The sequence below is a fragment of the Nonomuraea sp. MG754425 genome, assembly GCF_021699195.1.
GTDB lineage: Bacteria > Actinomycetota > Actinomycetes > Streptosporangiales > Streptosporangiaceae > Nonomuraea.
On the sequence record NZ_SSXE01000020.1, the window covers coordinates 1 to 13,518 of the forward strand.

At 74.4% G+C, this 13,518-nt stretch carries 8 protein-coding genes; 5 read left to right on the top strand and 3 right to left on the bottom strand.

Going from position 1 to position 13,518, the window contains the following annotated elements:
* The first annotated feature begins 9 nt into the window (after positions 1 to 9).
* The 3 genes from FAF44_RS09765 (at position 10) to FAF44_RS09775 (ending at position 5,525) form a co-directional block, all read left to right on the top strand.
* Positions 10 to 3,990, top strand: a complete 3,981-nt coding sequence (locus FAF44_RS09765) for a carboxypeptidase regulatory-like domain-containing protein (RefSeq protein WP_237102736.1) — start codon at positions 10 to 12, stop codon at positions 3,988 to 3,990.
* 5 nt (positions 3,991 to 3,995) lie between these two features.
* Positions 3,996 to 5,021 (top strand): LacI family DNA-binding transcriptional regulator, encoded by a 1,026-nt coding sequence (locus FAF44_RS09770; protein ID WP_237102737.1) that lies wholly within the window; start codon positions 3,996 to 3,998, stop codon positions 5,019 to 5,021.
* Positions 5,022 to 5,093: 72 nt separating this feature from the next.
* On the top strand, positions 5,094 to 5,525 hold the full coding sequence (locus FAF44_RS09775; protein WP_237102738.1) for a YbaB/EbfC family nucleoid-associated protein: 432 nt from the start codon (positions 5,094 to 5,096) through the stop codon (positions 5,523 to 5,525).
* Here FAF44_RS09775 and FAF44_RS55740 read toward each other — a convergent pair.
* Positions 5,443 to 6,444, bottom strand: coding sequence for a helix-turn-helix transcriptional regulator (locus FAF44_RS55740; protein ID WP_237102739.1), 1,002 nt, complete (start codon positions 6,442 to 6,444; stop codon positions 5,443 to 5,445). The genes FAF44_RS09775 and FAF44_RS55740 overlap by 83 nt on opposite strands.
* A gap of 360 nt (positions 6,445 to 6,804) precedes the next feature.
* On the opposite strand from FAF44_RS55740, the gene FAF44_RS09785 reads away from it, so the two are divergent.
* Together FAF44_RS09785 and FAF44_RS09790 are read left to right on the top strand one after the other, a co-directional pair.
* Entirely contained in the window at positions 6,805 to 6,996 is a 192-nt protein-coding gene (locus tag FAF44_RS09785; protein ID WP_237102740.1) for a hypothetical protein, read from the top strand.
* Positions 6,997 to 7,253: 257 nt separating this feature from the next.
* Entirely contained in the window at positions 7,254 to 9,590 is a 2,337-nt protein-coding gene (locus FAF44_RS09790) for a beta-glucosidase (protein WP_237102741.1), read from the top strand.
* A gap of 14 nt (positions 9,591 to 9,604) precedes the next feature.
* Here FAF44_RS09790 and FAF44_RS09795 read toward each other — a convergent pair whose 3' ends face one another.
* Both FAF44_RS09795 and FAF44_RS09800 read right to left on the bottom strand, forming a co-directional pair.
* A complete protein-coding gene (locus FAF44_RS09795) occupies positions 9,605 to 10,597 on the bottom strand; it encodes an endonuclease/exonuclease/phosphatase family protein (RefSeq protein ID WP_237102742.1) in 993 nt (330 codons plus the stop codon).
* A gap of 42 nt (positions 10,598 to 10,639) precedes the next feature.
* A complete protein-coding gene (locus FAF44_RS09800; protein WP_237102743.1) occupies positions 10,640 to 13,504 on the bottom strand; it encodes a BTAD domain-containing putative transcriptional regulator in 2,865 nt (954 codons plus the stop codon).
* Positions 13,505 to 13,518: the final 14 nt, after the last annotated feature.

A 13,518-nucleotide genomic window follows, 5' to 3' on the forward strand; every position in this document is an offset into this window, starting at 1 on the left:
GGAGCGGCGATGTTCCCTGCCCGACTGCCCGCCCTGCTGCCCACCCTGTTGACGGCCCTGCTGACGGCAGTCGCCGTGCCGGCCGCGCTCGTGCTGCCCGTCCAGCCCGCCGCCGCGCAGGCCGGGACCACGTACTACGTCGACGCCGCCGCCGGCGACGACTCCGCCTCCGGCCAGGACGAGGCGCACGCCTGGAAGAGCCTGGCCAAGGTCAGCGCCACCACGTTCCGGCCCGGCGACCGCGTCCTGCTGCGCGCCGGGCAGCGGTGGAGCGGCCAGCAGCTCTGGCCCAAGGGCTCGGGCGAGAGCGGCGCGCCCATCGTCATCGACCGCTACGGCGAGGGCGCCCGGCCCCGCATCGACGCCGCGGGCGCGGCCGGGGACGCCGTCCGGCTGTTCAACCAGGAGTTCTGGACCATCAGGAACCTGGAGGTCACCAACGACAGGCCCGCCACCGGCACGCCCGGCGAGAACCTGCGCGACCTGCGCGGCATCCACGTCTCCGGCGACAACGGCCAGACCCTCGACGGCTTCGTCATCGACGGCGTGGCCGTGCACGACGTCACCGGCGAGGTCGCCTGGATCGGCGGCAGCGGCGACGACGAGCCCGGCGTGCGCTTCGGGACCGGCTGGGACGGCTCGAAGAAGACGGGCGGCATCGTGTTCGACACCACGGTGCCCGACGTCACCGCCCCGCCCTCGCAGGCGACCGTGCTGAACGACGTGCTGATCCAGAACTCGACGGTCGCCGACACGTCGTTCGCCGGCATCGTGTTCAAGCAGTACACCGGCGACGCGAAGAACGCGGCCGGCCAGCCCGCCGCCGTGCCCACCGGCTGGGGCACCCGCGCGAACCGGGACGACCCGACGTTCACCCCGCACACCAACATCGTCATCAGGAACAACCACCTCACCCAGTCCGGCACCGCGTACGGGTGCAACGGCATGTACGTGACGAACGTGCGCGGCGCGCTCATCGAGCACAACGTGGTCCACCGCACCGGCACCTCGGGCATCGAGACGTACTACGCCGACGACGTGACCATCCAGTTCAACGAGGTGTACGAGACGCAGCAGAAGGCGGGCGGAGCCGACTCCAACGGCATCGACCCGGACAAGGGCACCACCCGCCAGGTCGTCCAGTACAACTTCCTGCACGGCAACGGGGACGGCGTGCTGCTGTGCCAGTTCGGCTTCGGCGACGCCGTCGTCAGGAACAACGTCATCGCGGGCAACACCCGCTACCAGATCTACCTGCACTCGGACAGGGCGGCCAGCGCGCGGATCTACCACAACACGATCTACAACGACCGGTCCGGCTACCTCATCTACGGCTACGGCAGCTACCTCGACGCCCGCTACGACATCACCGGCAACCTGCTCCACTCCACCCGGGCGGGCGCGGTCCTGTCGACCAGCCCCACCATCGCCTACAGCCACAACCTCTACAGCGGCGCGAGCCCCACGGCTCCTGCGGGCGACGCGGACGCCGTGGTGACCGCGGACCCGCTGTTCGCCGCCGCGCCGCTCGGCGGCCCCTACGGCACCCCGGAGACCGGGCCCGCGCTGCGCACGGCCCACGGCCTGCGCGTCACCTCCGGCTCGTACGCGATCGACGGGGGCGTGGCGATCGACGGCAACGGCGGGCGCGACTACGCCGGCCAGGCCCTGTACAACGGCGCGGCCGACATCGGCGCCTTCGAGTACGTCACCGGCGACGCGGCCACCACGGAGTCCGTCACCGGGACCGTCCGCACGCCGTCCGGCAGCCCGATCTCGGGCGCGGCCGTGACGGCGGGCGGCGGCAGCGCCACGACCGGCGCGGACGGCCGCTTCGCCGTCAGGGACCTGCCGTTCACCGACGGCCTGGCCGTCACCGCCACCAGGAACGGCTACGCGAGCGCCACCAGGACCGTGGACGTGCGGCCGGGCAACGTCAGCACCGTCGCCCTCACCATGACCCCCACCAGCACCGTCGGCACGATCACCGGCAGGGTCCTGGACCAGGCCGCCCGGCCGCTGCCGGGTGCGAGCGTCGTCGTCGAGGACGGCGGCCAGACCCTGGCCACCGCCACCAGCGCCGCCGACGGCACCTACACCGCGGGCGACGTCCCCGCCGGCGACGGGTACACGCTGACCGCCTCGGCGGACGGTCACACGTCCAAGGCGGCCACGGGCCTGAAGGTCGAGGCGGCGACCACGACCGACGCCGGGTCCCTGCTGCTCGTCCGGCCCACGCCCGACTACGTCGCCGTGCACGACTTCGACGACCTGCCCACCGGCCCGTACGCGGGCGGCGGCGAGGTGACGGTGTCCGCCGGCGGCGGCAGCGTGGAGATCGTCGAAGCCGGGGGCGACCGCAGCGTGCGGCTGACCCGCACCGCCAACAGCGGCGTCACCAGCCTCACCAGGCCGGCCGCGGCCAGGGGCGCCGCGCTCAGGGGCATCGTCACCGTCGAGACGAACGTCATGAGCGAGCAGCCCTACACCTCGGGCAACCACTGGTGGTCCGTCCCGTACGTGAAGGACGCGGCCGGCCAGAACGCCGTCAGCCTCGCCGTCACCAAGAACACGATCGTCGCCTACGCGGGCTCGGTCACCAAGACCGTGGGCGCGTACGAGCCGGGCCGCTGGTACCACGTCGCCGCCGTCATGGACACCGTCAACAAGCGCTTCGACCTGCTCATCGACGGCCGCAAGGTGCTCGACGCCGCCCCCTTCAGGACCGCCGCGGACACCCTCGCCACGATCGAGTACGCCGCCACCAGCACCAACTACGGCAGCGTCAACCTCGACGACCTCCGCATCGCCCAGGGCGTCGGCCTGTCGCGCGACGACGCCGCCCTGCTCAGCCTGGACACCGACCAGGGCCCGCCGTCCGCCGGGGGCGTGCTGGAGGTTCCGGCGCGCGTCTCGGAGGTGGCGGTGACCGCCGTGGCCCGCAGTCCGTTCGCCAGGTCGGTCGCCATCGACGGCGCCGGCACGGACGGCGACCACGCCACCCGCACGGTCACCCTCGGTCCCGGCGGGGCCGACGTGCGCATCGTGATCACCGCCGAGGACGGCACCGAGGCCGCCCACACCCTCAGGATCGAGCGCCGCCCGCTCGCCCAAGACACCACCCTGTCGGGGCTCGTGCCCTCGTCGGGCGTGCTCGACCCGGCCTTCGACCCCGGCGTCCGCGACTACGCCCTGACCGTCCCCGGCGGCTCCCTCACCGTCACCCCCACCGCGGTCAACCCGAGGTCCGTCATCACGGTCCAGGGTGAGCCGGTCGCGAGCGGCAGCGCGTCGGCCGCCGTGGCGATCCCGGTGGGGGAGAGCGAGGTGGCCGTGCGGGTGGCGTCGGAGGACGGCACGGCGGACGCCACGTACCGGATCGGGGTCACCCGGCCCGAGCCGGGACTCCCGCAGGACGGGGCCACCGCGCCGCCCGCGCGGGCGTTCCTCTCGGCGACCCCCGTCCACCGCTACGGCACCTATGACGTCACCATGAACCTCTGGTACGGCGTCAACGCCAGCGTCTTCGTCCTGTACGAGAACGGTGAGGAGATCGCCAGGCGCGACCTCACCCCGGCGACGCCCGGCGCGCAGCGGGCCACCGTCGCGGTCACCGGCCGCGCGAACGGCTCCTACGTCTACACCGGCGAGCTGCTCAACCAGGCCGGCCGCACCGCCACCGCCGCGCTCAAGGTCGAGGTGACCCACGCCGCCCCCGGCAAGCCCGTGCTGAGCGACGACAACTGGGACGGCGACGGCTCGTACACGATCCGGATGAACATGTGGTGGGGCGCCAACGCCACCACCTACCGCCTGTACGAGGACGGCGTGCCGGTGGACACCCAGCGCCTCACCGCCGCCACCCCGGCCGCCCAGAGCGCCGCCACCGTGCGCACGGGACGCCCGGCGGGCAGGCGCGTCTACGTCGCGGAGCTGTCGAACGAGGCCGGCACGACCAGGAGCGAACCGCTGACGGTGGTGACAAAATGACCGCCATGGACGAGGGAGCCGCTCCCACGCTGCACGACGTCGCCAGGGAGGCCGGGGTCTCCGTGGCCACCGCCTCCCGCGCGCTCAACGGCAGCTCCCGCAACGTCAGGGCGGAGAACGCCGACCGGGTGCGGGCGGCGGCGGACCGCCTCGGCTACGAGCCGCACCTGTCGGCGCAGGCCATCGCCAAGGGCTCGACCAGGACCGTCGCGCTGGTGGTGCGTGACGTGGCCGACCCGTACTTCTCCTCCATCGCCGCCGGGGTCGCCCAGGCGGCGGAGGAGGCCGGGCTCATCGTCACCATGGCGGTGGCCGGCGGCTCGCCGGAGCGCGAGCTGGCGATCGTCAGGACCCTGCGCGGGCAGCGTCCCCGCGTCATCATCGTCACGGGCAGCCGCATCGACGGGGCCGGCACCAGGGACGCGCTCGTCGAGGAGCTGGCGGCGTACCGCACGGCGGGTGGCAGGGTGGTCCTCATCAGCCAGCGCGACCTGCCGTTCGGCACCGTCACCATCGACAACCACGGAGGCTCCGCCGCGCTCGCCCGCGCCCTGCTGGGCGCGGGTTACCGGCGCTTCGCCGTGCTGCACGCCCCGGCCGCGCTGCGCACCTCCCGTGACCGCCACGCGGGTTTCCTGTCCGGCCTCGGCGGGGCCGGGAGCGCGCTCGCCGTCGAGACCGGCTTCACCCGCGCCGGCGGGTACGAGGCGGCGCGGCGGCTGCTGGAACGGGGGCTCTCGGACGTGGAGGCGGTGTTCGCGGTCAACGACGTGATGGCTATCGGCGCGATGACCGCCTTCCGCGAGGCCGGGGTGCTGCCGGGCAGGGACATCGGGGTGGCCGGCTTCGACGACATCGCCTCCACCGTGGACGTCGTGCCCGCGCTGACCTCGGTGGCGGTGCCGCTGCGGGAGGCCGGGGCGAGCGCGATGCGGCTCGCCCTGTCCGGCGACGGCGACGGTGACACGGACGCCGAGACCCGGCTCCCGGTCAGCGTCGTCCTCCGGGAGAGCACCCCCGGTCGCCGCTGACCTCGTCCCGCACGTTATTCCGGGCTGAGACGGGGCATCCGTAGGCTCCTCGCGACAGCGCCGGGAGGCACGTTGAACGACCACACCCCCGAAGACCTCGAAGACCTCGACCGGATCATGGCGCGGGCCGAGGAGACGCTGGCCCACGTCGAACGGCTCAAAGCCGAGCTGGAGCGGCTCGCCGGCCACGGGGAGGCGGCGGACGGCCAGGTGCGCGTCACGGCCGGCCCCTCCGGCCGGCTCATCGACGTCGTGCTCGCCCCGCGCGCCCTGGGCATGGACCCCCGGCGGCTGGCCGAGGCCGTGCTGCGCGCCGCCCAGGAGGCACAGGACGACGTCGCCGGCCAGGTGGACGAGGTGCTGACGGGCACCCGCGCCGCCACCTCCGGGAGAGCGCGGACCCGGCCGCCGGCGGCCGTGCTCAGCGCCGGAACAGCTCCAGCAGCTCCTCCGCCCGGTGGGTGCGGGCGATCCACACCTCGCGCCCCCTGCGCTCCCTGGTGATCAGCCGCCCGGCGCGCAGCCGGTCGCAGTGGTAGGTCAGGCCGCTGGGCGCCAGCCGCAGGTCCGTCGCCAGCATGGACATGGTCATGGGCCGGTCGAGGGCGTGGAGCAGGCCCGCGCGGACCGGGCCGACGAGCGCGGACAGATCGTCCTTGGCGGGCGCGGCGGGCCGGCGCCACAGGGAGGCCGCGCCCGGCACGGGGTAGGCGATCCACACGGCGCCGGGGTCGTCCAGGCCGAGGACGACCGCGTCCCGGCCGGCCAGCATCGGCACCAGGACGATCGTCCGCTCGCCCAGTTCGTACGTCCCGCGCTCCGGGCCGGGGAAGCGCAGGCCGTGCCCGTCGTGCACGACACGCGTGCTGAGCGTGCCGAGCAGCAGTTCGGGCCCGCCGCGCACGGACGTCACGCCGACCCGTTCGACCTCCCTGTCCAGCAGCGGGCGGGCCCGCTGCCACAGGGGCTCGGCGGTGCTCCAGACGTCGGCCAGGGCCCCGGCGTAGCCGCGCAGCCAGCGGGCGGGCCGCGCGGCCGCCGCCCGCCAGCGCGGGGGCGGCGCGCCCGGCCCGAACGTGCGCGCCAGGTCCGCGAGCAGGGCGTCGGCCGGGAGGGCGTGCAGCGCGCCGATCTGGGCCTGGACGGAGACGTCCGCGCCGGCGGGGGAGCGCGGCACGAGGCTGTCCGGAGCGATCGACGGGCCCGGGGCCGCCAGCGGGCGCGCGGCTTCGTGGCCGGCCGGGCCGACGCGGGAGCCGATCGTGGTCCGCCAGGGCTCGGGCAGGCCGCGGTGGCGGCCGGCGAGGGCGTCGGTGAGCAGGGCGAGGGCGGTGAGGCCGGGCGAGATCGAGAGGCGGAGCTTCGGGGTGGAGCGCACGCGCAGCTCGCTCCACACGTCGGTGCTTGTTACTGGGGCCCCCACGGCTAGGACGGTCGACAAGGTGCGACATCGCCGGATGAATGCTGCGAAGCTCGCACAATGTCTCTTTCGACGGTGGAAGTTACGCACCTCCGCTAACTCCTGACTTGAAAGCCCCTTGCAATCACCGGTTCCGGCCCGCCGGGCTCGACCTGGTATGACCGGTGTGTCCGCGCTGCTGGGCAGCGTTTCTTCCACCGGGAACCAAAGATCGACATCCGTGTGTGGGTTTTCCCCACCGGCACGCCCTGAGGGCCGGTGGCCGACCTGCCCCCGCGGATGCGACGCTGCCCGCAACCGCCCCGGTCCTCCTGCGAACGGGTGGCCGGGGTGGAGCCCGCAACAGCGAGAGGAGTGCTGCAGATGAGACACGACGCCAGCCGCGTCGCGGCGAAGCGGATCAACGACCACGTGGAGGTCATCCACGTGGACCACCCGGACACGGTGCTGGAGGTTCCGCGCCGTGACTGGGAGGCGTTCACCACGGCTGTCAAGTCCGGCGCGTTCGACCTCGAAACGCTCAACCGGCAGGCCCAGGAGAGCAACGTGGCCTGACCCGTCCGCAGCACGACGGCGCCCGTTCCCCTCACCGGGAGCGGGCGCTTCCGCTTCCCGGCGGGCGCTGAAAGTTTCACCACGGGAGCGTTCCGGGGACGGCTGGTCAGCGGTGCCATCGACGGTCGCTTTTATGACACCGGAAAACCTGATGCCGAAATTTTCGGTATAGCGACGAAATATTCTTGACGTGTATGCGGACGCCACCTAAAGTCCCCGGCGTAATGATCGGGATGAATCTCTCGAAAGTCGCAACCATGACATCTGTCAATGCGCCGGGCCTCGCGCCCTGGCAGGACGCCGCCCGCACGACCGGCGAGCGGGTGGAGAGCCTGCTGGCCGAGCTCACCCTCGAGGAGAAGGTCGCCCAGCTCGGATCCGTGTGGATCCAGAGCGACGAGTCCGGTCCCGTCGCGCCCCTCCAGGACCGTTTCACGGTGCCCGGCGGGATCGAGGAGCGGCTGCGCCACGGTCTCGGGCAACTCACCCGCGTCTACGGCACCGCGCCGGTGAGCCCCGCCGAGGGCGCCGCCCGGCTGCGTTCGCTGCAGGAGAAGGTGACGGCCGCCAACCGGCACGGCATCCCGGCGATCGCCCACGAGGAGTGCCTGACCGGGTTCGCCACGTACGGGGCCACCGCCTACCCGACGCCGCTGGCCTGGGCGGCCACCTTCGACCCCGGGCTGATCGAGCGCATGGCCGGGGCGATCGGCGCCGACCTGCGGGCGGCCGGGGTGCACCAGGGGCTCGCACCCGTCTTGGACGTGGTGCGCGACTACCGGTGGGGACGGGTGGAGGAGACGCTGGGCGAGGACCCGTACCTGGTGGGGCAGCTCGGCGCGGCGTACGTGCGCGGGCTGGAGGGCGCCGGGATCATCGCCACCCTCAAGCACTTCGCCGGGTACGCCGCCTCCCGCGCGGCCCGCAACCAGGCCCCCGTGAGCATCGGCCCGAGGGAACTGGCCGACGTGATCCTGCCGCCGTTCGAGACCGCGCTGCGCGAGGGCGGGGCCCGCTCGGTGATGAACTCCTACACCGACCTCGACGGCCTGCCGGTCGGCGCGGACCCGCACCTGCTGCGCCGCCTGCTGCGCGACGAATGGGGCTTCGACGGGACCGTGGTGTCCGACTACTGGTCGATCCCGTTCCTGGCGTCCATGCACGGGGTCGCCGAGGACCTGCCCGCGGCGGGCGCGCTCGCCCTGCGGGCCGGCATCGACGTCGAACTGCCCGAGACCCACGGCTACGGCGCGCACCTGGTGGCCCACGTCCGCGCCGGGCGGGTGGACGAGGCCCTGGTGGACGAGTCCGTGCGCAGGGTGCTGTGGCAGAAGGTCGAACTCGGCCTGCTCGACGGCCCGGCCGCGGCCCCGGTCCCCGACGCCGCTGGCGAACTCGACCTGGACAGCCCGCGCAACCGCGGCCTCGCCACCGCCGTCGCGGAACGTTCCATCGTCCTGCTCGCCAACACCGGCCGCCTGCTGCCCCTCGACCCGGCCGGCACCGCCCGGATCGCGGTCGTCGGCCCGTGCGCCGGCGACCCGCGCACGCTGCTGGGCTGCTACGCCTTCCCCAACCACGTGCTCGACCGCTACCCCGGGCACGGCACCGGCCTGCCGATCCCCTCCGTCCTGGAGCGGCTGGCGGAGGAGTTCCCGCACGCCCGGCTGCGTCACGAACCCGGCGTCGAGGTGACGGGCGGCGACCGCTCGGGCATCGAGGCGGCGACGGAGCTGGCCGCCCGCTCCGACCTCGTGCTGCTGTTCGTCGGCGACCGGGCCGGGCTGTTCGGCGGCGGCACCTCGGGAGAGGGCTGCGACGCCGCCGACCTGCGGCTGCCCGGCCTCCAGCCGGACCTGGCCGAGGCGGTGCTGGCCACCGGCACGCCGACGGTGCTCGTGGTGGTGTCGGGACGGCCGTACGCGCTGGGGGCCTACCGGGACCGGGTCGCGGCGGCGGTCCAGGCGTTCCTGCCCGGCGTCGAGGGCGGCGCGGCGCTGGCCGGCGTGCTCAGCGGCCGGGTGAACCCGTCGGGACGGCTGCCGGTGCAGATCCCGGCCGCGCCCGCCATCAACCCCTCCACCTACCTGCAGCCGCCGCTCGGCCGGCGGACCGACGGGATCAGCGCACTCGACCCGACGCCGGCGTTCGCGTTCGGGCACGGGCTGTCGTACTCGGAGATCGAGTACGTCGCCCTGACCACCGACGCGGCCGAGTACCCCACCGACGGGGAGATCGAGGTGTCGGTGACCGTGCGCAACGCCGGCCACCGGCCCGCCGAGGAGGTCGTGCAGCTCTACGCCTCCGACCCGGTCGCGCAGGTGGCCAGGCCCGCCGTCCAGCTCGTCGGGTTCGCGCGGGTGCCGCTGGAGCCGGGGCAGAGCCGCGTGGTGGTCTTCGACGTGCCCGCCGACCTGCTCTCCTACACCGGCGCCGGCCTGCGCCGCATCGTCGAGCCGGGGGTCGTCGTGCTCGCCGCCGGGCCTTCCGCGGACGAGCCGCCGCTGCGTCAGGCCGTCCGGCTCACCGGCGACACCCGCGAGCCGGGCCGCGGGCGGCGGCTCACCACACGGGCGCGCCTCCTGGAGGGCTGACCGGGCGCACGTTCTCAGGGCAGCCGCAGCTCGGCGAACACGCCGCGGTGGTCGGTCCTGGGCACGTCCAGCAGTTCCACCCGGCTCACCGCCACCCGCCGATCCACCACGACGTGATCGATGGCGATGATCGGCGGGATCGGCCGGAAGTTCGGCCACGTCGGCGACAGCCCCTTGCCGACCTGCTCGGCCGCGTCCACGTACCCCCGGTCCAGCAGGTCGCGGAAGGCCCGGTGGTCGAGGCCGGCGTTGAAGTCGCCGGCCAGCACCCGCACCGCCGACGGCGAGGCCGACGGCAGGGCGCGCAGGGCCGCGTTCCACTCCGCCTCCATCCGGCCCAGCGGCGGGTTGGGATGCACGGCCACGAACTCGACCTTGCCGCCGCCGGGCAACGACACGGCGGCGGCCGGCATGTTGTGCCCGACCGGGGTGAACAGGCCGGGCAGCTCCGTCACCGGATACTTCGAGTAGATGCCGCTCCCGGCGGCGTCGAACTCGGCCTGCAACACTCGGTACGGCAGCACCTGCCGCAACCCGGCCGCGTCCAGCCGTTCGACCTCGGCGTGGGTCAGCTCCAGCGCGCTGAACACCTCGACGTCGTGCCGCCGCACGTAGTCCACCACGGTCTGCGCGTCACCCCGGCCGAACAGGTTGACCGCCAGCACCCGCAGCGCCGGTCCGCGGGCCGCGGGCTGCTCGGCCTCGAACGCCCGCGGCGTCACGACCGTGACCATCACCACGCACGCGATCGCGGCGACGAGCGCAGCCCACCGGTTGCGCCGCAGCAGCGACACGAGCGCGGTCAGCGCCGCCAGCCCCGCGCCCCACGGAGTCACGGTCATGAGCTGCGTGAGGAACGAGCCCTGCTCCCAGCCGCCGACCCTGACGACCGCCCAGACGGCCAGCAGCGTGACGATCAGCCACGACAGCCACCGCCTGCGCCGCCGCCTCCTGGGCTTCGGCCGCGCGCCGGTCTTGGCCCGCTCGATCCCGACGGAGGTGCTCACACCGCCGTCCCGTAGTCCCCGAACTGATCCACAGCCTGAACCTTAAACGTCTTTGGAACGAATCGGGCACCGGCCGCGGATCTCGGGCTCGGGACCCTGGACGGGCGGTTCGTCCGGCTCGCCGAGGCCGTCGACGCGCGCGCGAAGTTCGTCCGCGTCGCCCGGAGCCAGCTCGGCGATGAGGTCGAGGGCGCGCCGCAGAGTGTAGCCGCCCTCGCGCAGCCGGCCCGCCGCCAGTTGGGCCTCGCCCAGCCGGCGCAGGGTCCGGGCGCCGAGCGCGCGTTTCCCGGTCCGCCGCCAGGCCAGTGACCGGCGGTAGTAGGCGATCGCCTCCTCGTACTGGCCGAGCAGGTGATGGATGTGGCCCATGCTGTCGAGCGTGGCCGACTCGCCGGGCAGGTCGTCCAGCTCGCGGTGGATGGCCAGCGCCTCCTCGCAGCGGCGCAGCGCCTCCTCGTACGCCCCGAGCTGCGCGTGGAACCAGCCGACGTTGTTCAGCGCCCTGCCCTCGCCGGCCCGGTCGCCGGCCGTACGGTACAGCCGCAGCGCCTGCTCGCTCAGGGCCAGACCTTCCGTGAACCGACCGTGGCGGTCGGCCAGCACGCTGAGGTAGATGAGGCAGACCCCCTGCCCGACAGGGTCCGCGAGCTCGCCGAACCGCCCGAGCGCCGCGCGGAGCTGGGACTCGCTCGCGTCGTCCTGGCCCAGCCGGATGAGGGCCTGGGCCAGGCCGACGCGGGCGTGCGCCTGCGCGGCCGGGTCGTTCAGCCGGACCGCCGCCTCCAGCGCGATGTGGTGCATGGCCGCCTGGTCGTCGGAGCGGCCCTCCTGGGACAGGAAACCCCAGCAGGCGCCCGCCAACTGCCAGGCGTGCGCGTCGAACCCGGTGCGCGCGGCGTGCCGGACGGCCGCCAGCAGCGTCCGGTGCTCGCGGCCGAACCAGGCCAGGCTCTGCGCGCGGTCGGTGATGCGGGCCGGGACCATGCCGGGCCGCGGCGGTCCCGGGGTCAGCGGCACGCGGTGGTACAGGTCCAGGAGCCGGTCACCGAGGTGGGCGCTGTGCAGGTAGTGGTCGAGCAGCCGGTGGAGCGCCTCGTGGCGCTCGCTCTCCGGGTCGTGCGCGAGGGTCAGCTCCTCCGCGTACGCCCGGAGCAGGTCGTGGCAGCCGTACCGGCCGGGGGAGCGCTCCGTCGCGAGGTGGGCCCGGGTCAGCTCGGTGAGCAGGCGGTGCGCCTGCCGTACCGGTGTCCCGGCCAGGCTGGCGGCCGCGGCGGTGGAGATCTCGGGCGCCGGCAGCAGGCCGAGCAGCCGGAACAGCCGGGCGGCGGCCGGGCTGAGCGCGCGGTAGGACCAGGAGAACACCGTGCGCATGTTCGTCGCCGCGTCCCCGCCGTCGAAGACGTCGAGGTCGTCCAGCCCCGAGACGAGCGTGCCGAGCGGGAACGCCGGACGGGCGTGGGCGCGGGCGGCCACGATGGCCAGGGCCAGCGGCAGCCCGGCGCACCGGGAGACGATGTCGTCGACCGCCTGCGGCTCGGCGCCCACCTTGTCCACCCCGAGCCGGCGCGTCAGGAGCTCACGGGAGTCGGCGGGCGGGAAGAGACCCAGCGACAGCGTGCGGGCCCCCTCGGCCGCGACCAGGCCGGTCAGCTCGGCGCGGCTGGTGACCAGCGCCAGGCAGCCGGGCGCGTTGGGCAGCAGCGGCCGGACCTGGTCGGCGTCGAGGGCGTTGTCGAGCAGGATCAGCATGCGCCGCTCCGCCAGCAGGCTGCGGTAGAGCCCGACCCGGGCCTCCAGCGTGGCGGGGATCAGTTGCGGCGGCACCTGAAGGGCGTCCAGGAACAGCCGCACCGCCTCGGCCGGCGGCCGGGCGATGTGGGTGGGGCCGAAGCCCTGGAGGTTCACGTAGAGCTGGCCGTCGGGGAACCGGCCGCGTGCCCGGTGCGCCCAGTGCACGGCCAGGGTGGTCTTGCCGACGCCGCCGGCGCCGGTGATGACGCACGGCGCCGTCACCTGGGCGGCGGGCGCGGCGCCGGCGGCCGGCGGCATCAGCCGGTCCAGGGCGGCCAGTTCCGCCTCGCGGGCGGTGAACAGCTCGATGTCCGGGGGCAGGTGCCGGGGCACGGCGGGGGCGGTCGTGACGGCTGCCGGTCCGGCGGCCTCCTCCCGGCCGGCGAGGATCGCCTGGTGCAGCCGTTGCAGGTCCGCGCCGGGCTCGATGCCGAGTTCCTCGGCGAAGTGACGCCTGACCCGGCGGAAGACGGCCAGCGCCTCGGTCCGGCGGCCGGATCGCAGCAGCGCCCGCATCAGCAGCGAGACCAGCCGTTCCCGCAGCGGGTTCTCCGCGACCAGGGCCGCCAGCTCCGCCGCCACCTCCTGGTGCCGCCCCAGCCGCAGGTCGAGCGCGGCCCGCCGCTCCAGTGCCGTCAGCCGCTCCTCCTCGATGCCCGGCACGACGACGTCGGGCAGCCACCGGCCCGCGACGTCCGACAGGGGCGCGCCCTGCCACCACGCCAGCCCGCGACGCAGCAGGTCCGCGGCGGGCTCCGGCTCCGGCTCGCCGTCGGCCGCGCGGACCAGTTCGCGGAACCGGAACAGGTCGACGCGGTCGCGCGCCACCGTCAGGCAGTAGCCGCGTGCCGAGGTCTCCAGCGTCACTTCGGGGAACGGGGCGAGCAGCCGGCGAATCCTGGAGATCTGCTGCTGAACGGCGTTGCGGGACAGGTCGGGCGGTTCGGCGCCCCACAGCGCCGTCTCCAGGCGGGCCACGGACACCGGACGTCCGGCTTCGAGCGTGAGCACCGCCAGGACGGTCCGTCCCTGTGCCGCGGACGGGCCCAGCAGCCGCCCGCCGGCCCACACGCCGACCGGTCCGAGCAGACGGAACGTCACGCCGTCCCCGGTCACCGGTCTCCGTCTCC